This is a genomic window from Rhodococcus sp. NPDC127593, assembly GCF_042671975.1.
GTDB lineage: Bacteria > Actinomycetota > Actinomycetes > Mycobacteriales > Mycobacteriaceae > Rhodococcus_F.
In genome coordinates this window covers 183,007-203,937 of the sequence record NZ_JBHXWI010000013.1, presented here as the reverse complement: position 1 = coordinate 203,937, position 20,931 = coordinate 183,007, and the positions used below count along the sequence as shown (strand labels likewise).

Annotated in this window: 22 protein-coding genes and 2 pseudogenes; 10 read left to right on the top strand and 14 right to left on the bottom strand. The window is 67.8% G+C overall.

What is annotated here, in order from left to right; genetic code table 11:
* Window positions 1-595: 595 nt before the first annotated feature.
* The 8 genes from ACFVJ3_RS15000 to ACFVJ3_RS14965 all read right to left on the bottom strand — a co-directional run bounded on the left by ACFVJ3_RS15000 (window position 596) and on the right by ACFVJ3_RS14965 (window position 8,066).
* Window positions 596-1,405, bottom strand: coding sequence for an N-formylglutamate amidohydrolase (locus ACFVJ3_RS15000; protein ID WP_378452751.1), 810 nt, complete (start codon window positions 1,403-1,405; stop codon window positions 596-598).
* 146 nt (window positions 1,406-1,551) lie between these two features.
* Window positions 1,552-1,812, bottom strand: coding sequence for a hypothetical protein (locus tag ACFVJ3_RS14995; RefSeq protein ID WP_378452750.1), 261 nt, complete (start codon window positions 1,810-1,812; stop codon window positions 1,552-1,554).
* On the bottom strand, window positions 1,809-3,791 hold the full coding sequence (locus tag ACFVJ3_RS14990) for a cutinase family protein (protein WP_378452749.1): 1,983 nt from the start codon (window positions 3,789-3,791) through the stop codon (window positions 1,809-1,811). The genes ACFVJ3_RS14995 and ACFVJ3_RS14990 overlap by 4 nt, the downstream gene beginning before the upstream one ends.
* A gap of 362 nt (window positions 3,792-4,153) precedes the next feature.
* Window positions 4,154-4,951 (bottom strand): hypothetical protein, encoded by a 798-nt coding sequence (locus ACFVJ3_RS14985; protein ID WP_378452748.1) that lies wholly within the window; start codon window positions 4,949-4,951, stop codon window positions 4,154-4,156.
* On the bottom strand, window positions 4,951-6,963 hold the full coding sequence (locus ACFVJ3_RS14980; protein WP_378452747.1) for a hypothetical protein: 2,013 nt from the start codon (window positions 6,961-6,963) through the stop codon (window positions 4,951-4,953). The genes ACFVJ3_RS14985 and ACFVJ3_RS14980 overlap by 1 nt, the downstream gene beginning before the upstream one ends.
* Complete coding sequence (locus ACFVJ3_RS14975; RefSeq protein ID WP_378452746.1) at window positions 6,960-7,352, bottom strand: hypothetical protein; 393 nt, start codon at window positions 7,350-7,352, stop codon at window positions 6,960-6,962. Before ACFVJ3_RS14975 ends, ACFVJ3_RS14980 begins: the two co-directional genes overlap by 4 nt.
* 144 nt (window positions 7,353-7,496) lie before the next feature.
* A complete protein-coding gene (locus tag ACFVJ3_RS14970) occupies window positions 7,497-7,709 on the bottom strand; it encodes a hypothetical protein (RefSeq protein WP_378452745.1) in 213 nt (70 codons plus the stop codon).
* 129 nt (window positions 7,710-7,838) lie between these two features.
* Complete coding sequence (locus ACFVJ3_RS14965; RefSeq protein WP_378452744.1) at window positions 7,839-8,066, bottom strand: hypothetical protein; 228 nt, start codon at window positions 8,064-8,066, stop codon at window positions 7,839-7,841.
* Between the two features lie 238 nt (window positions 8,067-8,304).
* On the opposite strand from ACFVJ3_RS14965, the gene ACFVJ3_RS14960 reads away from it, so the two are divergent.
* Both ACFVJ3_RS14960 and ACFVJ3_RS14955 read left to right on the top strand, forming a co-directional pair.
* Window positions 8,305-9,249 carry a phospholipase D family protein gene (locus tag ACFVJ3_RS14960; RefSeq protein WP_378452743.1) on the top strand — a complete coding sequence of 315 codons (945 nt, stop codon included), beginning with the start codon at window positions 8,305-8,307 and terminating at the stop codon, window positions 9,247-9,249.
* Between the two features lie 661 nt (window positions 9,250-9,910).
* Window positions 9,911-10,165 (top strand): glutaredoxin family protein, encoded by a 255-nt coding sequence (locus ACFVJ3_RS14955; RefSeq protein ID WP_378452742.1) that lies wholly within the window; start codon window positions 9,911-9,913, stop codon window positions 10,163-10,165.
* 245 nt (window positions 10,166-10,410) lie between these two features.
* Here ACFVJ3_RS14955 and ACFVJ3_RS14950 read toward each other — a convergent pair whose 3' ends face one another.
* Window positions 10,411-10,956 (bottom strand): Lrp/AsnC family transcriptional regulator, encoded by a 546-nt coding sequence (locus tag ACFVJ3_RS14950; protein WP_378452741.1) that lies wholly within the window; start codon window positions 10,954-10,956, stop codon window positions 10,411-10,413.
* A gap of 283 nt (window positions 10,957-11,239) precedes the next feature.
* Window positions 11,240-11,383: pseudogene (locus tag ACFVJ3_RS14945) on the bottom strand (alpha/beta hydrolase); the annotation flags it as partial.
* 353 nt (window positions 11,384-11,736) lie between these two features.
* Between ACFVJ3_RS14945 and ACFVJ3_RS14940 the strand changes: the two are divergent.
* The 5 genes from ACFVJ3_RS14940 to ACFVJ3_RS14920 all read left to right on the top strand — a co-directional run bounded on the left by ACFVJ3_RS14940 (window position 11,737) and on the right by ACFVJ3_RS14920 (window position 15,891).
* A complete protein-coding gene (locus ACFVJ3_RS14940) occupies window positions 11,737-12,414 on the top strand; it encodes a hypothetical protein (RefSeq protein WP_378452766.1) in 678 nt (225 codons plus the stop codon).
* Between the two features lie 224 nt (window positions 12,415-12,638).
* Window positions 12,639-12,839 carry a hypothetical protein gene (locus ACFVJ3_RS14935; protein ID WP_378452740.1) on the top strand — a complete coding sequence of 67 codons (201 nt, stop codon included), beginning with the start codon at window positions 12,639-12,641 and terminating at the stop codon, window positions 12,837-12,839.
* Window positions 12,840-13,351: 512 nt separating this feature from the next.
* Complete coding sequence (locus tag ACFVJ3_RS14930; protein ID WP_378452765.1) at window positions 13,352-14,278, top strand: metal ABC transporter substrate-binding protein; 927 nt, start codon at window positions 13,352-13,354, stop codon at window positions 14,276-14,278.
* Window positions 14,275-15,012 carry a metal ABC transporter ATP-binding protein gene (locus ACFVJ3_RS14925; protein ID WP_378452739.1) on the top strand — a complete coding sequence of 246 codons (738 nt, stop codon included), beginning with the start codon at window positions 14,275-14,277 and terminating at the stop codon, window positions 15,010-15,012. The genes ACFVJ3_RS14930 and ACFVJ3_RS14925 overlap by 4 nt, the downstream gene beginning before the upstream one ends.
* 6 nt (window positions 15,013-15,018) lie before the next feature.
* Window positions 15,019-15,891 (top strand): metal ABC transporter permease, encoded by an 873-nt coding sequence (locus tag ACFVJ3_RS14920; protein WP_378452738.1) that lies wholly within the window; start codon window positions 15,019-15,021, stop codon window positions 15,889-15,891.
* 21 nt (window positions 15,892-15,912) lie between these two features.
* On the opposite strand, the gene ACFVJ3_RS14915 is transcribed toward ACFVJ3_RS14920, so the two are convergent.
* The gene (locus tag ACFVJ3_RS14915; RefSeq protein ID WP_378452737.1) at window positions 15,913-16,929 is read right to left on the bottom strand and encodes an alcohol dehydrogenase catalytic domain-containing protein; all 1,017 of its coding nucleotides are present in this window, start codon (window positions 16,927-16,929) and stop codon (window positions 15,913-15,915) included.
* Between the two features lie 173 nt (window positions 16,930-17,102).
* Between ACFVJ3_RS14915 and ACFVJ3_RS14910 the strand changes: the two genes are divergently transcribed.
* Entirely contained in the window at window positions 17,103-17,579 is a 477-nt protein-coding gene (locus tag ACFVJ3_RS14910; RefSeq protein ID WP_378452736.1) for a hypothetical protein, read from the top strand.
* A 13-nt stretch (window positions 17,580-17,592) separates the two neighbouring features.
* Here the strand turns inward: ACFVJ3_RS14910 and ACFVJ3_RS14905 are convergent.
* The 3 genes and pseudogenes from ACFVJ3_RS14905 to ACFVJ3_RS14895 form a co-directional block, all read right to left on the bottom strand.
* A pseudogene (locus tag ACFVJ3_RS14905) lies at window positions 17,593-18,805 on the bottom strand (RNA polymerase sigma factor).
* A 1-nt stretch (window position 18,806) separates the two neighbouring features.
* Window positions 18,807-19,166 (bottom strand): YciI family protein, encoded by a 360-nt coding sequence (locus ACFVJ3_RS14900; RefSeq protein ID WP_378452735.1) that lies wholly within the window; start codon window positions 19,164-19,166, stop codon window positions 18,807-18,809.
* 120 nt (window positions 19,167-19,286) lie between these two features.
* On the bottom strand, window positions 19,287-19,841 hold the full coding sequence (locus tag ACFVJ3_RS14895; RefSeq protein ID WP_378452734.1) for a helix-turn-helix domain-containing protein: 555 nt from the start codon (window positions 19,839-19,841) through the stop codon (window positions 19,287-19,289).
* 87 nt (window positions 19,842-19,928) lie between these two features.
* Between ACFVJ3_RS14895 and ACFVJ3_RS14890 the strand changes: the two genes are divergently transcribed.
* On the top strand, window positions 19,929-20,603 hold the full coding sequence (locus tag ACFVJ3_RS14890; protein ID WP_378452733.1) for an AzlC family ABC transporter permease: 675 nt from the start codon (window positions 19,929-19,931) through the stop codon (window positions 20,601-20,603).
* Complete coding sequence (locus ACFVJ3_RS14885; protein ID WP_378452732.1) at window positions 20,600-20,923, top strand: AzlD domain-containing protein; 324 nt, start codon at window positions 20,600-20,602, stop codon at window positions 20,921-20,923. Before ACFVJ3_RS14890 ends, ACFVJ3_RS14885 begins: the two co-directional genes overlap by 4 nt.
* The last annotated feature ends 8 nt before the right edge of the window (window positions 20,924-20,931 follow it).

Sequence of the window (20,931 nt, the reverse complement as noted above, 5' to 3'; positions counted from 1 at the left end):
TCGAAGAATCACGCGGTGACCGTCTCTCGTCCGGTTACGACACGCCGGTCATTGGTACGAGATCCGGCTCGTACACCATCATCGTGGACGCAACCTCGCAGAGGCCGCACCTGCTGTTCGCCAGGTCTATTGAGTCGCCGCGGCAACTTCGGGCTCAAAGAGTCAGGCGAGCATGGAACTTGGTGCCTCGATTCATTCCCGGACCGTGGGTGAGCACCTCGGATTCGCCAGGTTCGCTGAGCCGTCCGCCAGATAGACCGCCACACTCGCCAGATTCACTGAGTTATCGCCACCTTCACCGAGTCAGGACATCCACCTCCGTGTCACTCTCGGTTTGTGCGCACTCGGCGACGATAATTTCAGTTATCGCACCGTCGCCGCCGAAACCCCACGTCACCGCGCTTTTGCTCTGCAGAGTGTCGGTGTTGTTGGCCCTGCCGTAAGCCGCTGCTGCAGACCCGGTGCCCGATTTCTCGGCGACGGCGGTTTCGGCGCGCCGGACGCGTGCGCGCAGTGTGACGTCGCCGGGGTCGTGCTCGAGCGCGATGCGGGCGCACGTGTGGGGTGCAGCGGGGTCCCGGTTTCGGTCTGCACATCAGTGCGCGGCTCCCGCCGCGGCGCACCGGTCCACCAGGGTGGCGAGCATGCGGGACAGTGCGTCGACCTTCGTCGGGTCCGGAGTGTGATCGGCGCCCAGGTACTGGTCGCGGCGGAGTTCGATCATCACCGCGCTGACTCGGGAATCAGTGCGATACCGGCTCAGCGGCACATAGCAGCCGGCATACGGAGCATTGACCGCGCACTCGTCGAGTCCGGCGAACGCGGACCGTACCTGTTCGGTCAGCGGTTCGGGGGTTTGAAAGTCGTCGGTCCCGATGCAGAGCGGAGGTCTGGGCCGGGTGGGGTCTTCGAATGCGGACGGGTACCTCGGATAGGAGTGCACGTCGATGATCACTGCTGCTCCGGTGGCGGCGAGCCGGTCGTCGACCAGCTCCGACATGGCGGCGGCGTCGGGATGGAAGTAGGTGTCCATCAGATATCGGGTGTCGGGTGCGGGTTCGGGCCGCAGCAGGGTGCCAGTGCAGGTGCGGGTGTAGACCGCTCCCCTACCGACCGTATTCATCGGCTCGTCGTCGCCGGGGAATCGTTCCGGGTCGATGACCAGTCGGGAGACCTGGTTGATCGCCAGCCAGGGTCTGCCCCGGCCTGACCGGGTGTAGTCCGCGGCACCCTGGGCGATGAGGTCGGTTGCGGTGTCGGTGGATTCGTCGAGTTCCGTTGCCAGTTCGGCATTGGAGGGGAGCAGTCCCGCGCGGACGGTGTCGGGGATCGCCCGGGATGCGTGCGGGGCGTGCAGGATGACCGGGGATGCGGGATCGCCCGGATGGATGCGGCAGATCGTCATGACAACTCCCTTTCTGGGGTGGTCGGGCAGTGAGACGTCGGAGTGTGTTCGCTTGCGCGTTTCGTTCGGTGGGGAAGGGCCGGAAGCGCTCCGCCAAGGTGTCGGTCGGTAGCAAGGTCGGCGACGGTCACGGCGATCTCGGACGGTCATCGATTGTGAGCCCGGTTGGTGCGGACCGCCTGGACGCGTAACAGGTGACGGTCGATCTGCCCGTTGCTCAACGCTTCTGGGCGGTGCCCGATGTGAAAAAGCCCGGTGGTGTGCGGGCAGACGAACACGGCGAGGCCCTTCTCGCCGGGGTGCCTTCTGCGGACCGCTTTGGCGTCCGCGCGGCTGTGATAGCCGCGGTGATGACACAGGTCGCAGAAGGTCCAGCGGGCGGCCGGGTTGTGGGCGCGGGACGTCATATCGCACGTCCGATCTGAATATTCAGCCAGTCGGACAGCCAGGTGATCGCGTTGCGGCCGGCGTTGTCGACGACCAGGGCGCGGTAGTTGGTGTGGGCACCGGAGCTGAAGAAGCTCGCGGCCTTCAGGCCTTCGCCGACCAGGGCGGTCAGGTCCTCGGCGCCCTGCGATTGGGCCATGGTCGTCAATGAGCCGGTCAGCGCGGGCAGATCAACGTTCTCCGTTTGGGTGCTGATGCTGGTGGCCGCGTTTGACTGCTTCCCGAGCAGTTCCGGCGGGGTCTTGGAGGCCGTGCCGGAGAGCATGTTCACCGCCACCGAGGCCAGGTCGAGGCCGACCGGGACGAGGCCGGCCATCGCGGCCCCGGCCCCGAGCGGGTCCGGTGCCTGTCCGGGGGGCGGGAGCAGTTTCTCCACCGCGGTCCAGGCGATGTCCTGGATCCGGCCGACCAGGGTGGCCAGCCGGATGACGTCGACGCCTCCCAGGATCGACGCCACGAGCGCGGCGATCTGGGTGTATCCGGTGGGGTCCGGGATGCCCGAGAGCACCTGGGAGATCCAGCGCAGATCCACGCCGGCGGCCATCTTCACCAACGGCGCGAATTGGTTGTTCAGCTCCCCGGCCACCTGGTGGGCGCCGTGGGCGTCGAGGGCGGCGACCTTCTGCGGCAGCACGGTGAGGTTGCGGAGAATGCCGGGCACGTCGAGAGCGGTCACCCCGGTGGCGACGTTGAGGATCTGATTGACGACCGTGGCTGGTTTGAGCGTCGACAGCACGGTCGAGGCCGACGCGAGCGCATCGGCGGGAACCGATGTCAGCGGGGCGACCTGACCGCCGAGGGTGGTGGCCGTGGTCGACAGCTGCGCCGCGTCCGCCGATGCCCCGGCCACGGTCGTCGTCCCCGACTCGGCCAGTTTCCGTGCGGTGTCGGCGATCGTCGTCACCGTGTTCAGTGCGGCGGACAGGTCGGAGGCCCCGGCCTTCGAGATCACCTCGGAGGCACTGTGTTCGGGGCTTCCCGCCGGGGCGGCGGCGAGCTGCCCGGTGGCGGCACGTGCGGTCCCGGAGTCGATCAGGTCGGCGATCGGGGCGAGTGTGGTGGCGAGGGATGATGCCGTCGCCGCCACGCTTCCGACATCGACGTTCGGGTCGGCGAGTTGCTGTCCGAGTGCGGCAACATTCGCGCCCAGTCCCGGCAAGTCGGCCGCAGAAAAGTCCGAGGTCAGCGCGGTGGCCAGTCGAGTGTCGCCGCCGGCGTTGCTGGTGTCGCCGTTCGCGCTGGGGGTCTTGCTCAGAATCGACCCGAGCGAGCCCAGTAGGGGGTTGTCGCCCTTGCGGATCGAGCAGTACAGGTCCCCGGGATCGCAGATCGAGGCCACCCGGCCCGAGAGTGTGCCCATGCCCTGCGGGCGTGGATCGGCGATGCCGTGACCGGAGGTGCGAGGACCTACAATCGCCACCCCCTGGGTGCCGGCACCGGGGTCGGCGAGCAGCCCGACGGCCAGCACCCGATCGGCCGGGACGGGCCCGTGGTCGTTGCCGATCTGAGAGGCGAGATCGCCTGCTGCGTCGGCGCCCTGGGAGTATCCGCTGATCGTGAACTTTGTGTTCGTGCACTTGCTGGATACGTCGGTGAGCACCGCCGTGGCCTTGGTGAGGGCGTCGAGTTTGCTGTCGGCGTACGTGTGGCCGTTGTCGAACGCTCGGGCCATGTACGGGAGGGTGTAGACCTTCGCTCGGTCACCGTGGGCGGCGGTGATGGCGTCGGCGACCGGTGCGAGGATCCCGACAGGATGGGTGGGGTCGGCGTTCTCGGAGGTCTCCCAGGTCCCGGGGATCAGCAGGTTGAATGTCGCCACACAACCGGTGGGGTCGGCGTGCGCGATCGCGGGGGTGGTCACCGCGACACTGCCGCCGGCGACGGTCGCGCACGCAACGAAAGTCACCAGGTTGCGGGCTCTCCAATATCTTGCGGGCATGGGCACCTCATCTGTAGGGACGAGCGTTGACGCTCACCCCGCGGTGCGGGTTCCGGGATGCCACGCGCAGCCTCCGAGGAATTCACGCCGGTGGGGGTGAGGTGCATACGGTGCCCGAATCCGGCTGCCAATCTCAACGGGGTATGGGGATAACTTCTTCTGCCCAGCCCTCATTGGAGGGTCGCCTGCTACCCGGCCGCCGCCGCGCACTCCCGTAGCGTTGCGAAAACCGCTAGCTTCGATAGCAGTTGCTGCTGCCATAGCAGTGCTTGCCGACATAGCAGTGCGTTCTGCGACAGCGGTGCTTCGCGATCTGGCTGCGGAAAGCGTCACGTCCCCTGGTGCTTCGGTCCAGCCGGTGGTCAGATCCAGTCGATGTGGACGGAGTCGATGTGGTCGAAGTGGAATCCGAACTGGTCGCTGTACTTGTCGAAGCCCTTGTTCTCCGGGTAATCGAGGGTGGCGTGCCGCTCCAGCAAGGCCACGACCCGGGCGTGATCGTCATTCGCCAGCGCGGCGGCCAGTTCGCGGGACTCCTCACTGGTGAAGGGTGTGTCGGAGTTCGCGAAATCGAGGGTGCGGACCCGGTAGTCGTAGCCCTCGTCGGCGCCGTTGCGGACCATGACACCACCCTTGACGCGGATGACCGCCCGTTTCGGGGTTCCGTCCGGTCGCAGCACGCCGGCGCGTTTCATGATGTCCTCGGCCTTGACGTTCTTGAGTTTCTTGCTGGCGTCGGCACGCAGCTCGTTCGTGTCCCCGGACCGGTATCGGGAGACGGCGGAGCGGGACCGGCCGATCTTCGCGGCGACGGCGTCGATGCCGCCGAGGCGTTCGATCGCGGCGCGGCGTTGGGCACGCTCGAGGACATCCGGGTGTGGGATGCGCCCCTGTTGCGCCCACCGGCGCAGTGTGCGGTCGGACGGGGGTGTGCGGCCGGCATCGATCGCCGCCTGCCGCAGGCCCTCGTTGCCGAGCTCGGTGCGCAGCTGCTTGACGGAGACCTTGCTGGTCAGTCCGGCCAGTCCGCCGCTTTTGACCTGCTTTGATTTTTCCACACCGCTGGTCGCGGCGTTGGCGACGGAGACCTTGAGGCCGTCGAGGCCGACCGCCTGCTGTGCCGGCTTGGTGGTGCGGGGCTTCGGAAGATGCAGTGCCATCAGTCGTCTTCCTCCTCGGCGAACGCCGCCTTGATCGCCAGGTTCACGTCGTGCACATCCTCTGCCGAAGTGAAGGCGGATAGCAGGGTGTCGGTGAGGACCACGTCCTTCTCGACCGACATCTTCCCCAGCGCCTCGCTGGGGTCGGTGATGTCCTCGCCATCGGCGAGGAGGTACACCCAGGAGTCGGTGACGGTGCGGACCGGCCAGCGGCCGTGCTCGCGGGCAATCCGCATCGCGACGCGGCGGCCGCGCCACCGGCAGTGCGCGATGATCGCCGCACGCCACAGCGGTTGGTGGTGATGTTGCATCTGCTTCGCGGTCCACATGTCCGGGTTGACCATTCGCCCGATGTAGCCCTTGTAGCAGGTGCCGAGGAACCGCTTCGTTGCTGCGTCATCGGTGTCCACCGCGGCCTTGCGGGCCTCGCGCAGGATTTTGGCCCACTTGTCCAGGGCGCGGCCCTGCTGTGGGTAGACCCAGGCCTCGGCGATGTCCACATCGTCGAGTTCGGCGCCGATACCTCCGTCCGCCACCGGTGAGCACAACCCGTCGAGGCTGACCGAGGTGACCCAGGTCTGTACCGGTTGGTCCGCGAGCATGTGCGGGTGCGCAAGAGGTAGCTTCTCGGGCAGCGACAAAGTTTGCCCCGCGGGCAGGGTGATCCGCCACAGCCCGAACGGGGCCCCCTTCTCCCCCACCGCCGCCGCGGCCGCTGCGTTACCGGTCAGGTGCTGGGGCTGCCCGTAGCCGAATTCGAGCATGCCCGCAGAGGCGAGGTAGGCGGCGCGTTGATCGATGGACACCAACCGGCCCGTCCCGTCCAAATCCTGCGCGTCGGGGACGCGTGTCCAGCCGACGGCGGGTTCGAGATCTCCCCGCGGCGGGCCGTCCAGCGGTGGGACCGAGCCCGGTGTGGTGACGACGATGCCTTTGCCGCTGCGGGTGCGTTCACGCTTGATTTTGTCGACGATCGCGGCTCCGGTTCGCGCCGGTGTCGGCCCCGGGAGCACCCCCAGGTGCTTGGCGCACCAGGCCAACCGGCGACCGAGTTCACGTGCTGCCGGGAGGTCGTCGTCCGGGAGATACGTTCCCGCGGTGGGTGAGCCGAGGATGCCCATGTCTCCGACCCGGTTGTGCCAACCGAAGTCCTTGTTCCAGTAGGTCCATACATAGGGTTCGATCACGACATCGACCATCGAGGTGAAGTTCCCGATCGAGCGGGACAGGTGCACCACGTGCCCGGGATCGCCGCGAAGTTCCCACCCCGCGTTCAGCAGTGGGGTGAGGGTGGCCTGGAGGACGGCGGTCAATTCTTGGGCGGCGCGGTTGCGGAGGGCTTCCATATCGTCGACGTCGTCTTCGCTGCCCGGATCAATAATCCACCCAAGCGATTCGCATGCGCCCTGTCCGACGACCCAGATCTGTGCGGGGGCTCCCAACGGTGTCAGCGAGGCCCAGCGGATCAGCTTGTCCAGCTTCTCGACCGAATCGACCGGACCGGTCAACTCCCGCCCGGACGGTGTGTACGTCCCCGCAGCGGTCACGATCAACGCATGGCCATCGGCGTCTTCGCCGGCGGGCAATGTCTCCCACCCCGGTGTACGGGGTGTTGCCGTCGGCTCGATCTCCGATGCTGGGAGATCCAGGGCATCAGCGGGCGTCGTTGGTTCCGCCGTGGCGGTTTCTGACGTAGCTGTTTCCGCCGGTGCAATTTCGGTTGGCTCGTCGTCGCCGTTCACCGCAGCGCTGTCCACTTCTTTGCTGTCCACCTCGGGAGACGGCGGGGTCGGGGCGTCGTCGGCTTCGGCGACGTCGCAGTGCTCGGACGATTCCGGGTGTCCGGCAACGGCTGGCTCCGAGTCCGCCTGATCGACTGCGACGAAGACACCAGCATCGACGCAGACGGCGTCATCATCATCGGGGACAACGTCATTAGTGGAAGCGGAAGACGTCGTCAGGGTTGCCTCGGGCAGTGCGAACAGGGGTATCTGTTCCCCCCGGCCGCTCATGACTCCTGCTCGGCGATCCGGCCGTCATGATCTGCCGGCGGGACGCTGTAGCGGTCGAAGAACTCCTGCAGGGCCACGTCCACGACGTTGGTCACCGTGGATTGGCGATTGTTCACCAGCCAGGTCAACCGGGCCTCCGTCGAGGCCAGGACCCGGGTATTGAGCGGAACCTTCGTCGGTCCTTTCCGCGGTTCCAACTTCGCCGTCAACTCCGGACTCGGCGTTCCCGCACCACCGGAGTCTCCCGCACCGGGAGCGCGTTTCCCCGACTCCGCGGCGCCTCGTCCGGCTCCGGTCGGGCGGCGGCGGGCGCCGCCCCCGGAATTTCCCACCTTCGCCATACCCACCCACTCGTATTCCGCGTGCCGCCCGTGTGCTTGCGCGGACATCACCCTACCCACTACGTGCCTTATTGCAGGTATTTTCGCTGGCATGTTTGCATGCAGATTTGCGCCCAGGATGTGACGGGGTGCTACCGGCGACGGCATTGACGCCGCTGGTGGCGACATGGCCGGAGACACTGCTCGGGTACGTCAGTGCGGGAAGCCGTCATGACTCGACAATCTCGGATGCGTCATTCCACCAGTGTGATCGGCACCCCGGGGCGTGATGAACAGGTGGTGCCGGGCGCCGTCGTGGGTGAGGGAATTCGCCACCCCCGGGGTGTGTCCCTCGGCGAACCGTGCGAGCAGCTCGCGGGTGGCCTCGAATCTGGTGTGGCTGATGTCGTAGGTGACGCCGCCCAAGAATGACGCCGGGCACCCGACCCTCCTTCTGCTGACGGTGGATCGTTGCCGAAAGCCTTGCTGACACCCCCTTCCTCCGCGAGGACGGACACACCATCGCGGTACGAGGGGCATCGGCTGCGGGCGGAGCTACCAGCGGTGGACGACGCTCGGGTCCGGCTCGTCGCTGCCCCGAATCGCGACCGGAGTCGCCGGCGTAATCAGCAGGCGAACCGTCGAGTTCTGGCTGACAAAACCGACGAATCCGCCGTTGCCATTGTCTGCGAAGAGGCCCCGGATAGCGACCTCGAGGCCGTGGGCAGCGGCCGCATCGGCGAGCGGATAACGGACCCCGTCGTAGATCGCTTCGTAACTCATGAGTCTTCTCCCGCTGGTCTCGTGGTGCCCACAAGCGTAGAAGCGCCGGGCCGAAGATTTTCCGCAACCGAGTGATCCGACCGGAACGCCGCACCTTGGGCGACCGCGGTCAGCCCGTCCCACACGCGACCGTCGACCTGCGCCGGGAGCGACGGACCGACGGCGCCCCCTTTAGCTTCTTTTGGCGTCGCCCGGGACCGGCACCACCGGGGAGGTTGGCCGGTTACCGTCTGTCGGTATGGGGACCACCTTCCACGGGCCGAGCCCGTGGCCACACATCACCCGCGCCATCCGCACCCGGGGCGCCCGGTACGCCGCGATCGGCTACCTCGGCCAGGACGCACCCGAGCTGCTCCCGCTGCGCGCCGGGGACCTGTTGGTCGTCAACGCCTCCAAGGCCGCGGTCCGGGCGCACGCCACCTCCCCCGCCGCCCTCGCGTACTACGTAAACAAGGGGGTGCGGGTGCTGTCGTCGCCGACCCTGCACGCGAAGGTGATCGCCACCAGTCGGCGAGCGGTGATCGGGTCGGCGAATGCGTCCGAAAATTCCACCCTCGCCGACGACGCCGTGGTCATCACCGACGACCCCGACATCATCGCCTCGGTGCGGACATTCATCGACGGCCTCGACGAGCTCACCGAGGTCGATGAGGTGTTCCTCGACGATGCGACCCGGGAGTGGGAGATCGGCCGCGCCGTCCCCCTGCCCGGGGTCACCGGCCGCGTCCGCACCGGGACGGACTTTCTGCCGGCGCCGGTGAGCCGGATGTTCGTCAAACATGCCGTCGACTACGAGCCCTCCCTCACCGAAGAACATGTGCTCGAGCAGCACCGGTCGCGGCAGCGGACCACGGCTGGGCCGGCGGCGAAATACCAGCTCGAATCGCTGCGCCTCGACAAACCCAGCAGTGTGAAGCGCGGCGACGTGATCATCTTCGTCTCCGCCGACGACGAATGGATTTACCCACCCGCCGTCGTGGTGTCCGACGCCATGAAGATCCCGCGGTCCGGCGGGGCGGTGTTGTACTTCCTCCGTATCCGCACCGACCTGCCTCCACTTTCCCTTCCCGAGGCGGAGAAGGTGCTCACCGACCTCGGGCACCCGGGCTCACGGTTGCGGACCGACCACTACGTCCGCTCCCCCAGCCTCCGGACCGCGCTGCTGGGACTGTGGAACCTCTGAGCGGATACGACCACGAAACGAGTCGGCGTATCGCCACCGAGCCGCTCAGCCCCTCGAAAGCGTGGAGGTCTGCATGGACCTCGCGGGCGTTCTCGTCCGCGGGATCGATCTCCTACTCGACAATCGAGCGCGTAGCTGATGCTTGCGCCTCATCGCCGAACGCGGTCTCCGTCGAGGCCATCGACCATTTCCGCCGCAGTCCACTCGCCACGAGAATGACTGCCAGGGTGGTCGATAGACACGAACCACACGACGGGCGCGGTGCGTTGCGCACTCGCGCCGTAGCGACGCTAGCCTAGCGGAGTTAGCTATCCTCGCCGTGCAATCACAGTCGCGGTCGCGGATATTCTCGGCGCACGGTTGCGGACGATGCCATTTCCGCGGCCAGAGAGTCCATGTCGAGCGCGATGCGATGACAATACTGGAAGCGGGGCGGTCCCGTTGTGCCGAGCGAGATGAGTGGGGCACGGAAACGGCTTCGGTATGGCGGCATTGGCTACCCGAGCACACCCGACCCGCCGCCGGGCGGGTGCGTTCAGCTCAGTACGCTGGCGGCGAAGGCCAGCGATTCCGGCATCGCGGCGGTCAAGGTATGGGAGTGGTCGATACCGGAGAGCTGCTGGTTTCCGATGTCGACACCGGCCGAGCGCATTTCGGCTAGTTGTGCCCAAGTCAGTGGGATTGGGACCGTTGTATCTACCCCCCCGCCGCTTCCCCCCGCAACGAACTCCCCGGGCATCGAGTCCGATTCACGATCTACGGCACACCGGCCTGCGCGCAATGCACCGCCGCCTACCGCGCCCTCGACAAAGAAGGACTCGACTACACGATCGTCGAGGTCACCCAAGACCCGGTCGCCCATGACTATGTGAGAGGTCTCGGCTACCTCCACGGCCCCTGTCTTCGTAGCCGGTGACGACCACTGGGCCGGCTTCCGGCCTCCTACACCGTGCCGTCGTCACCCACCGCGAGCACCCGGCCACCGACCCTTTCCGACGCCGACAAAGCCCTGGCCGCCCCACCCCCACAACAGGACGCGCGCGCGGCGCCGGGGAAAACCGACAACCCAGCCACCTGACAAAAGCAATCTCCGATCGAAGCACCCGATCGCACCCATCGCGAGCAATCTCGCTCCTACTCAACCGCCCCAAAATTGCCCGCTCAACGACCCGCAGACTGCTCGGCCCGAGGCGCTCGGAGCCGCGGCCGCACGTGCTCGAAGATCAGGATGGTCTCCGTCGAGGCGACCGCAGGATGCGCGCTGAGGTGGTCGAGAACGAAGCGCCTCAGCTCTTCGCTGCTCGCAGTGGCGACGTGAATGAGGTAGTCGTCCGCACCGGCGATGAAGTACACATTCAGCACCTCACCGAGGGTGGCGAGTTGCTCGGCGAGCTGCCCCAGATGCTGCCGCGCATTGGCCTGCACGCGCACCGCGATCATCGCCTGCAGGTCCCGGCCGAGGGCGGCGGGATCGATGTCGGCATGGAATCCCCGGATCACCCCGCGATCGAACAGCGAACGCACACGACCCAGGCAGGTCGAGGGGGCGATACCCGCCAGGGCGGCGAGGGCATTGTTCGGGGTACGCGCGTCCCGCGAGAGCTGATCGAGAAGGATCCGATCGACGTCATCGATCCGCGCCCCCGACCGAACACCATCCGCTCCCGAGCCATCCGAACACGGCCCGCCCACAACATTCTTCTTCACCGGCTCAGTCTAGAGAATTTTCTTCTCTCCACTCGGCTACCTTGCGCCGCTTGTTCACAATTGATGCCTGTCAGTCGAATCGCTGGTCGTGAACCCCGGACATCCATCTCCCCCGACACCGCGTCGTCGCCCCTGGGCGTGACCGGAAAGGCTCGAGCAGCCCACATCCCCGCCCGAACGCCATCGACGTCGTCGTCATCGGATCTGGCTTCGGTGGGCCGTTCCGCGACCAAAACCCTCCGCCGCGCGGACGTCGACATCACGGTGATCGACCGCACCACGTCGACGGGAATGTCACGTCCTCGTAGTCCAGTCCGACCTCGTTCGGTCGCCGCAACATCGGTGCCCGCCGTCCCGCGGCCGTTCCCGTGGTCCACAACGCTACGAAGTTGTCGAACGCTGCCTGGGCCTCGTTTTCATCAGCCATGGGGTGCGCCTTCCTTTCCGCCGCCTGGGCGCCATACCGGGTCCTCCCCGCAGCGGCACAACAGTTCTGCCTCGAACCGAGTACCCCTGCGACGAAGCTCAACCACCCCCGGCGAGTTCCCCTCACCCACCGGCGGATCCGGGCACTGTCAGCCCACCCCTCCAGCCGGCGCGGCCATGAAGTCCGGCAGATGTGCGCTTGTGGGAGGGACCGCTCCGACCGCGATTGCGCTCGGAAGACCTCTTTGGAAACCTCGAAGAATGGGCGTCGACGGACCAACTCCTGGCGACCAGCCTGCCATCCGCATCATCGCGGGAACGCTCGACGGCGTGCAGGAAGGTGAGCTGCCATCCATGATATTGGCAAACGCGTGCGAGCTGTATCGAGACGCAGGTTTCATCGGTCAGCCGGCGGCCGCTGTCTCCAGCCTGGCCTTCGTGATTGCCGGCCTCGCGGTCGTCGCGCGTCGTCCGCACGGCGCGCCGACCGTGACCTACGGCCTGCTTGTCGTCGCGGTCGGCGCCGGGTCGCTCGTTGCGCACGGACCCAACCCGCCGTGGCAGGCCTACGCACACGACATCCCGATCGCGACACTGCTGGCCTACATCGCCGTCGATGCCGCCTCCGACCGGTTCGGCCGTCGGCTGTCGCGGGGCTGGTGGCTCGTCGTCCCGGTCGTGATGATTCCCGCCGTGGCGGCCGGCCCGACGACATCCACGATCGTGCAGGCAATACTCGCCGCGGTCTCCGTGGGATTCGGCCTGGAACGCGCACGCGTCCGTCCGCAGCTGCGGCGCACGACAATTGTCGCGGCATTGCTTCTCGCGTCCGGCGCTCTACTCGGCACCGTGGGCGACGGGACGTCGATCTGCCAGCCGAGCAGTGTCTTGCAGGGCCACGCGCTGTGGCACGTTCTCGCCGCGGCTGGATTGTGGTGGCTCGCGCCCACGATCGGGTTCTCCGCCGATACGGTCGCGACACGGCGTTCCAAGGCGGGCTCCGACGGCGAGTCCCGTCGACCGACGACGTGACTGCCGTATCGCTCAGCGCACGGCAGCCCCAGGCCCGAATGGCGTCGCCCATCGGATCGTCGACTGCGTGGGGTTTGACGATGATCGCCGAAACGGCTGGTCGGCTCTTGCTGTCTTCGTCCCGGGATGGGTTCTTGACGACCGCTCGCTCGCGGGGAAGTCGTCGAAGTCGTGCTGGCGTAGGGTCGGACCGGTTCGCGGCCGGGTTCGACGGGTTCACGTGGTTGAGCCGCGTATCGAACACCCTCGGCGGGCTGCGTGCCATGGACGGCACCGAGCGACCGACCGAGATCGAGTCCGACCCGCACCGCTTCTGGTCGAATTGGGACACGCCGATCGCCGATCCCGCGAACGCGGACATCGTGGCGAGAATCTCGGTGCCGATGCCGTGTGCGCTGCCGTTTGACGAGACGGCGGGCCCGTGACGGGTTCGGTGCGCACTCCGTCATCCGGCTCGGTGGATCACATCCAGGGCATGTCGGGATCGAGCGAGTGGGAGATCACGCCGTCGCGGGTTCGAGGGGGTAGTTCGCCGGGTGGTGGAAGTGAGCCGTTCTGCTGGGAGGTCAGAGCGGGCGTGGGCGCGTATGGGGGCGGTGGGGCGTTGGCGGTCGCGCTCTGCGCCAGCAGCGCGCCCAGGCAGGCCGAGGGTGGGCGCCGGCTGCGGCTGCTGCCGCGGTGCGAGTCGTGATCGACGGCATTCTGTTTCTCCTTGACTGGTGTGTGGCGTCCGCTCCCTGCGCAACGACCACTAGTTTTCGCCTGGTGCCGGCGTCCGGTAACGCCCCCGAGGGGTGGTTCTCCACCGGCGTGGGGTCGGGAACCACCGGCGTGGGGTCGGGAACCACCCCCTTGGGGTCGTTGCGCGGCCGCCACCCGCTTGCGGTTTCGGCTCGCCGAACATTATGATTCGCCGGTGAAAACAACGGGCTTCAAGGTGGGTACGCGGCGACGGCCGGCGACGGCTGCCGCAGTGCTGACAGCGCTTGCCACGGCGCTGATGCTGTCCGGGTGCGGCGCGGGCGACGGGCCGGCGGACGGCAAACCGGTGGTGTTGACGACGTTCACCGTTCTCGCCGATATCGCCGCGAACGTCGGAGGTGAGCACGTGACCGTCGAGTCGATCACCAAGGCGGGCGCGGAGATTCACGGATACGAGCCCACCCCGGGCGATATCAAGAAGGCAGCCGAGGCCGACCTGATCCTCGACAACGGGATGAACCTGGAAGCGTGGTTCGGCCAGTTCGTCGACGGTGTGGACGTCGAGCACGTGGTCGTCAGCGACGGCGTCGAGCCGATCGCCATCGGCGAGGACGCCTACGCGGGCAAACCGAATCCGCACGCCTGGATGTCACCACTGAACGTGCAGATCTACGTCGACAACATGGTCGCCGCGTTCAGCGAGCTCGATTCCACGCATGCGGCCGACTATCGCATCAACGGCGACGCCTACAAGGCGCAGTTGCAGAAGGTGCAGGACGAGTTGGTCACCGAGCTGGGAGCGCTGCCGGTCAACGAACGGGCGCTGGTCACGTGCGAGGGAGCGTTCTCGTATCTGGCCCGGGACGCGGGGCTGACCGAGAAGTACATCTGGCCGGTCAATGCCGAACAGCAGGCCACGCCCCAGCAGATCGCGTCGACGATCGAGTTCGTCAAGGACAATCGGGTTCCGGCGGTGTTCTGTGAATCCACGGTGTCGGATGCGCCGATGCAACGCGTCGTCGAAGCCACGGGCGCCGCGTTCGGCGGCACCCTCTACGTCGACTCGCTGTCCGAGGCGGACGGGCCCGTGCCGACGTACCTGGATCTGATCCGGCACGACGCCGACACCCTCACCTCCGCACTGAACGGGCAGCAATCATGACCACCCAGACGGCCGTCGAGGTGCAGGACGTCACCGTTCACTACGGCGATGTCCTTGCGCTCGACCAGGTCTCGCTTGCCCTGCGGCCCGGACGCGTCTGTGGCCTCGTCGGCATGAACGGTTCCGGCAAGTCCACCCTGTTCAAGACGATCATGGGCACGGTCAAACCCGACTCCGGCACGGTCCGCATCAACGGCACGCCGCCGGCCGCGGCACGCAAGACCGGTGTGCTGGGTTACGTTCCGCAGAGCGAGGACGTGGACTGGACGTTCCCGCTCTCGGTGCGTGATGTGGTGATGACCGGCCGCTACGGGCACATGGGGCTGACCCGGCGCCCCGGCAGAGCTGACCGCGAGGCCGTCGACCACGCTCTCGAACGCGTCGAACTGACCGAACTGGCGGACCGGCAGATCGGGCAACTGTCCGGCGGCCAGAAGAAACGCACCTTCGTCGCCCGTGGAATCGCGCAGGGCGCCACCATCCTTCTCCTCGACGAACCGTTCGCCGGGGTCGACAAACGGTCCGAAGCCACCATCACCGCACTGCTGCGTGAACTCGCCGCCGCGGGTGCGGCGATCCTGGTCTCCACCCATGACCTGCACGCGCTGCCCACCCTGGCCGACGAGGCGATCCTGCTGATGCGCACGGTGCTGATGCACGGCGACCCGACGGTCGTGCTGCAACCGGACAACCTGGCGGCCGCCTTCGGCCTCGACGTGATGACAAGGACCTGAGAATCAATGGACGTCATCGACTTCTTCGTCGACCCGCTGCGCTACGACTTCATGGTCCGCGCGCTGATCACCACCCTGATCGCCAGCGTGGTGTGCGCAGTGCTGTCGTGCTGGCTGGTTCTGATCGGCTGGTCACTGATGGGTGATGCGGTCTCGCACGCCGTCCTGCCCGGCGTCGTCCTGGCCTACATCGTCGGCGCCCCGTTCGCGATCGGCGCGGTGATCTTCGGATTCCTGGCCGTAGCACTGATCGGGGTGGTCCGCGACACCAGCCGCGTCAAGGAGGACGCCGCGATCGGCATCGTGTTCTCCACCCTGTTCGCCCTCGGGCTGGTGCTGGTCTCGGTCACCCCGAGCCAAACCGACCTCAACCACATCATCTTCGGCAACCTGCTGGGCGTGAGCCGGTCCGACCTCGTCCAGATCGCCATACTCGGGGCCATCGTGTTCATCGCACTGATCGTCAAACGCCGCGACTTCACTCTGTACGCCTTCGACCCCACCCACGCCCATGCCATCGGCCTGAACCCGCGCCTGCTCGGGGCGGCGCTCCTGGGGCTGCTGGCCCTGACGGCGGTGGTGGCCCTGCAGGCCGTCGGCGTCATCCTGGTCGTCGCGATGCTGATCATTCCCGGGGCCACCGCGTACCTGCTGACCGACAGCTTCCACCGCATGCTGGTCATCGCCCCCGCGATTTCGGCGGCCTGCGCCGTCATCGGCCTGTACCTGAGCTATCACCTCGACACCGCCAGCGGCGGCATGGTGGTGCTGTCACAGGGCGCGGCATTCGCGCTGGTCTATCTGTTCGCACCCCAGCAAGGAATCATCGGTCGCAGAATCACCGCCTCCCGGCGACGCCGGACACCCGCCGCGGCGTGACCGTGCCCAGCTAGGACGACATCAGTTGCGCATGTCCAGGACAACACGGAACCGTGCCTTGCCGGACATCATGCGGGCATACGCCTCCGGCGCCTCCGCCAGCGGCATGACCTCGATCATCGGGTGGATACCGCGGGCCTGACTGAGGGCGAGATTGTCCTCGTTCTCGATGGAACTGCCGGTCAGACTCCCGGAGACCACGCGGGTGCCGAAGATCAGGTCGGCGGTCCGGACCGAGATCGGGTCGGGTGCGGCGCCGACCACCACCATCCGACCCCGCGGCGCGAGGCCGGCCACCAGCGGGGACATCGAGGCACCGCTGGCCGCGGTGGCGATGATCGCCGCGGCGCCGCCGAGCGCGCGCAACGCCTCGCCGGGATCCTCGGCGGCGCTGTCGATGTAGTGGTCCGCGCCGAGTTGCGTGGAGAGCTCGGCCTTGTCGGTGCCGCGGGCGATCGCGGCGACCCGATAGCCGAGCTTGGCGGCATTCTGCAGGCCGAGGTGTCCGAGCCCGCCGATCCCCTGGACCGCGACGAGGGCGCCGGGGCGGGCCTCGATCTGCCGCAGGGCGCTGTAGGTCGTCAGGCCCGCACACAGCAGCGGGGCGGTTTCCAGCGCATCCATGCCGTCCGGGATCCGGACCAGCCCGCTGGCGCGGGCGAAGGTGTACTCGGCGTATCCGCCGTCGACGGTGGTCCCGGTCCACGGTTGATCGGTGCAGTTGACGAAGTCGCCGCGGCGGCAGAAGTCGTACTCGTTGTCCTGGCCGCCCAGATATCCGACACCGACGCGATCCCCGATCCGCCATGCGGTCGCGCCGGCGCCGACGGCGTCGACGACACCGACGATTTCGTGACCGGGAACGACCGGCTGCGTCGGGTCGGCCCGCAACCCCTCCACAGCGAGCGTGTCGGAATGGCACACCCCGCAGCTGTCGACCCGCAGTCGCACCTGCCCCGGCGGCGGATCGCCCAGCTCGCGGGTGGCCAGGGAGAACTCGCGGGTTCCCGTGACTTCGAAGGCGCGATACGTGGGCATGATTGCTTCCTTACCGATGTCCCGTTGCGGACGAGTGCGGTCGTACCCTCCCAGCGCCCGGCGAAACGCGTCGAGGCGCATCACGGGCCGCGACCCGCCGTTTATCCGCCCGCACGGCGGGTATCAATACCGTGACGTCCGGAGTGAGACCGCCGAGAACGAAGGTTCCGCTGATGACACTCGTGCCCCGGGCCGCGGTCACACTGATCACCGCAGGCCCCCTCGCCCTGTTCCTGGCCGCTCCCGCCGCCGCGGACCCACCCGACGTGACACTGACCGCCGCCGTGGCCGGGAGTAGCGTCACGACGACGATCACGAACGACACCGGTGCGGACATCGTGTGCGGACTCGGCGGACTGCATGCGGTGGACGACATCGTGAACCCCGAGTCCGTGGCGGTGTTCCACGCATCGAATGTGGTGATCGGGCCGGGACCGCGGGACTTCGTGTTCGACGCGGTGCCCGACGGCGACTACCTGATCCACTGGATCTGCAGTGAGGACGCGGGCCCGGGTGACGAGGTGTGGGGTTCGGCGCCGCTCCCCGAGACCGCGTACGCGAAGCCGGCGACGGCGGAGCCTCTCCCGGTCACCGTGGGCACGGAAACGTGTTTCGGGTCGGTGTGCCTGCCGCCGGGGCTGGGTCTCTGACCGGCTGCCCGTGTCACCGGAGCGAATCGCGCTGTACCCGAAGGAATTCCCGCTCGGCCGCGTTGTCGGTGCGGTCCCTTGCCGCCTCGTACGCGCGTGCCGCGTCGCCGGGACGTCCAAGACGGCGGAGAAGATCGGCCCGCACCGCGTGATACATGTGGTATTTGTCGAGGTCGAGTTGGTCGACGAGTGCCAGCCCCTCCTCCGGTCCCCTGACCTCGGCGACGGCGACCGCCCGGTTCAGGGCCACCACCGGACTCGGCGCCACCGACATCAACTGGTCGTACAGCTGCAGTATCTGCCACCAGTCGGTGTCGGCAGCCGTCTCCGCGTCGCTGTGGACGGCGTTGATCGCGGCCTGAATCTGGTACTGCCCTGGCGTGTTCCGTCGCAGGCATTCCCGCACCAGCGATTGCCCCTCGGCGACGAGGTCACGATCCCACCGAGTGCGGTCCTGATCGGGCAGGAGCACGAGCCGGCTGCCGTCGCGGTCGGTGCGGGCGCCTCGCCGCGACTCGATCAGCACCATCAACGCGAGCAGCCCGGTGACCTCCGGTTCGTCGGGCATCAGCGCGGCCAGGACCCGGCCGAGGCGGATGGCCTCGGCGCAGGTCCGCCCGCGTCAGCCGATCCCCCGCACTCGCCGTGTATCCCTCGTTGAAGATCAGATAGACGACGGCCAGGACGGCGCGGAGGCGGTCCGGCAGATCGGCCTCGTTCGGCACCCGGTACGGGATCCGGGCGTCCCGGATCTTCCCCTTGGCCCGGACGAGGCGCTGCGCCATCGTCGGCTCGGGGACCAGGAATGCGCGCGCGATCTCCGCGGTGCCGAGCCCGCCCAGGAGGCGGAGGGTCAGCGCGACCTGGGCGGCGGGGGCGAGCGCCGGGTGGCAGCACGTGAAGATCAGTCGTAGCCGGTCGTCGTGCACGACGCCCTCCTCCACCGGTTCGTCGCGGGCGAGCAACAGGGCGGCCTGCGCGTGGCGGTCGTGCCGGGAGGCCTCGCGCCGGAGCCGATCGATGGTGCGGCGCCGGGCGGTGGTGATGATCCATCCGGCCGGGCTCGGCGGCAGCCCGGACGACGGCCAGCGCCGCACCGCCTCGGTGAACGCGTCCTGGACGGCGTCCTCGGCGATGTCGATGTCGCCGAACACGCCGACCAGGACGGACACCGCGCGTCCGTGTTCGTCACGGAACACCTGTTCGATGTCGGCGGAGGCGATCACGTCAGTCGCCGGCTCCGCCGTGGTGAGCGAACGGCCGGACCTCGATGGGGAGGGTCGTCGCCCGGGTGAGCTTGCGACCCCATCCGAGGGCGGCGTCCAGGTCGGGCGCCTCGACGATGGTGAATCCGCCAAGATGTTCCTTGCCCTCGGTGTATGGGCCGTCGGTCACGAGCACGTCACCGCCCTGGGCCCGCAGCACGGTCGCCGTGGTGGGGGCGCACAGTCCCCCGCTGAACACCCATGCGCCCGCAGACACCATCTCCTGGTTGAGGGCGTCGAGATCGTCGCCGATCTTCGCGAGGACGTCGGGTTCGGGAGCGGGGCCGTCGGGCTGGTACACGCTCAGCAGGTACTGGGTCATCTCGGGTTCCTCCTCGGATCGGAGAGCCGGCGCCTTCGGATGTGGCCGGCTCTCATCTCCTATACGAACGTCACCCCTCCGATTCGACACTCTGCACGGAGAAATTGCGCCGAAATGTCCTCAGTTGTGCTCGGACACCAGGACGGCGCGGGTGCCGGGCTCCAGCGCTTCGAACACATGTGCGACATCCCCGGGAAAGGCGATGTAGTCGCCGGGTCCGAGTTCGACCGGATCGCCCGCCACGCCGACCAGCGCGCGCCCGGCGCTGAGGATGACGTGTTCGACGACGCCGGGCATGTGCGGTTCGGATTCACGGCCGGGGCCGGGTTCGACGGCGAGGCGATACAGATCCCGGCGCGCGGACGGCGGGCAAGACGCGACGAGGGTGGCTCGATAGTCGGACCGTTCGGACGTCAGCACCGGTCCTTCGTCGGCCCGGATGACCTGGACGCGGGGCCGGGGTGGGTCCAGCAGTTGCGACATCTGCACGTCCAGCGCGACGCAGAGGGCCCACAGGGTTTCGACGCTCGGGTTGCCGCCCCCCGATTCCAGTTGGGACAGTGTGGATTTCGCGACCCCGGCGCGGCGGGCGACCTCGGTCAGGGACATGCCCAACCGTTCGCGTTCGCGGCGCAGCGAGGGTCCGATGTGCCCCAGTGGGGATTGCCCTGCCATGGATTCCCTTCCCGACGTCTCTGTTCATTATATTGGGCGCAATGTTCGCCTTGACGAACACTCCACCTTGTGTTCAGTATAGAAGTCATGCGTTCGATGAAGCGAACACTCGATTCGCGGGTCCTCCGGAACATCGCGCTGGTGTGCCTGGCCGACGGACTGGTCGGCATGTCGTACGGCGCCATCGCGGTGGGTTCGGGCCTGCACACATGGTTGCCCGTCGCGCTGTCGGTGCTGGTCCTCGCCGGTTCCGCGGAGTTCCTGTTCGTCGGCATCGTCGCGGCAGGCGGCAGCCCGGTCGCGGCGACGATCGCCGGGCTGCTGGTGAACGCGCGGCATCTGCCGTTCGGTCTGGCGGTCGGTGACGTACTGGGGCGCGGGCTGCGACGCGTCGTCGGCAGTCACCTGATGAACGACGAGTCGGTGGTGTTCGCACTCGGTGAGACGGACACCGGCCGTAGGCGCGCCGCGTACTGGGTGTGCGGTGTGGGGATCGCGGTGTGCTGGCCGCTCGGGGCCCTGCTCGGCGCGGTGGCGGGCACCGCGATCGGCGACCCCGCCGTGCTGGGACTGGACGCCATGTTCCCGGCGGTGCTGCTGGCCCTGGTGCTGCCGGCGTTGCGCGATCCGGACGTGCGGGTGCCGGCGCTGGTCGGCGGTGTGATCGCCCTGGCCGCCACTCCCCTCCTACCCGCCGGACTTCCGGTGCTGGCGGCACTGACGGGGCTGCTCGCGGGTGTTCGACGGAAGGTGCTGCGGTGACCGGGAACCTCGTGCTGATCGGGTCGGTCGGGGTTCTCGCGGCGGGCACGTTCGCGTTCCGATTCGCGGGCCCGATGCAGCGGCCGCGGATCGCCACCCGGCCCTGGGTGGAGCCGATCACGGCGACGGCCGCCGTGGTTCTGCTCACCGCGCTGGTGGGCACGACGGCGCTCACCGAAGGCCACGAACTCGCCGGAGTGGCGCGTCCCACCGGCGTCGTCGTCGCGGGCATACTCGCCTGGCGGAAGGCGCCTTTCGTCGTCATCGTCCTGTCCGCGGCCGCCACCGCTGCCGGATTGCGGCTTCTCGGCGTGCCGTGAGGATGCAT

Bases quoted from the DNA above. Each gene is read 5' to 3' on its own strand.
- ACFVJ3_RS15000 (WP_378452751.1), bottom strand. From the start codon at position 1,405: ATGACGATCTGCCGCATCCATCCGGGCGATCCCGCATCCCCGGTCATC.
- ACFVJ3_RS14995 (WP_378452750.1), bottom strand. From the start codon at position 1,812: ATGACGTCCCGCGCCCACAACCCGGCCGCCCGCTGGACCTTCTGCGAC.
- ACFVJ3_RS14990 (WP_378452749.1), bottom strand. From the start codon at position 3,791: ATGCCCGCAAGATATTGGAGAGCCCGCAACCTGGTGACTTTCGTTGCG.
- ACFVJ3_RS14985 (WP_378452748.1), bottom strand. From the start codon at position 4,951: ATGGCACTGCATCTTCCGAAGCCCCGCACCACCAAGCCGGCACAGCAG.
- ACFVJ3_RS14980 (WP_378452747.1), bottom strand. From the start codon at position 6,963: ATGAGCGGCCGGGGGGAACAGATACCCCTGTTCGCACTGCCCGAGGCA.
- ACFVJ3_RS14975 (WP_378452746.1), bottom strand. From the start codon at position 7,352: ATGTCCGCGCAAGCACACGGGCGGCACGCGGAATACGAGTGGGTGGGT.
- ACFVJ3_RS14965 (WP_378452744.1), bottom strand. From the start codon at position 8,066: ATGAGTTACGAAGCGATCTACGACGGGGTCCGTTATCCGCTCGCCGAT.
- ACFVJ3_RS14960 (WP_378452743.1), top strand. From the start codon at position 8,305: ATGGGGACCACCTTCCACGGGCCGAGCCCGTGGCCACACATCACCCGC.
- ACFVJ3_RS14940 (WP_378452766.1), top strand. From the start codon at position 11,737: ATGATATTGGCAAACGCGTGCGAGCTGTATCGAGACGCAGGTTTCATC.
- ACFVJ3_RS14925 (WP_378452739.1), top strand. From the start codon at position 14,275: ATGACCACCCAGACGGCCGTCGAGGTGCAGGACGTCACCGTTCACTAC.
- ACFVJ3_RS14920 (WP_378452738.1), top strand. From the start codon at position 15,019: ATGGACGTCATCGACTTCTTCGTCGACCCGCTGCGCTACGACTTCATG.
- ACFVJ3_RS14915 (WP_378452737.1), bottom strand. From the start codon at position 16,929: ATGCCCACGTATCGCGCCTTCGAAGTCACGGGAACCCGCGAGTTCTCC.
- ACFVJ3_RS14910 (WP_378452736.1), top strand. From the start codon at position 17,103: ATGACACTCGTGCCCCGGGCCGCGGTCACACTGATCACCGCAGGCCCC.
- ACFVJ3_RS14900 (WP_378452735.1), bottom strand. From the start codon at position 19,166: ATGACCCAGTACCTGCTGAGCGTGTACCAGCCCGACGGCCCCGCTCCC.
- ACFVJ3_RS14895 (WP_378452734.1), bottom strand. From the start codon at position 19,841: ATGGCAGGGCAATCCCCACTGGGGCACATCGGACCCTCGCTGCGCCGC.
- ACFVJ3_RS14890 (WP_378452733.1), top strand. From the start codon at position 19,929: ATGCGTTCGATGAAGCGAACACTCGATTCGCGGGTCCTCCGGAACATC.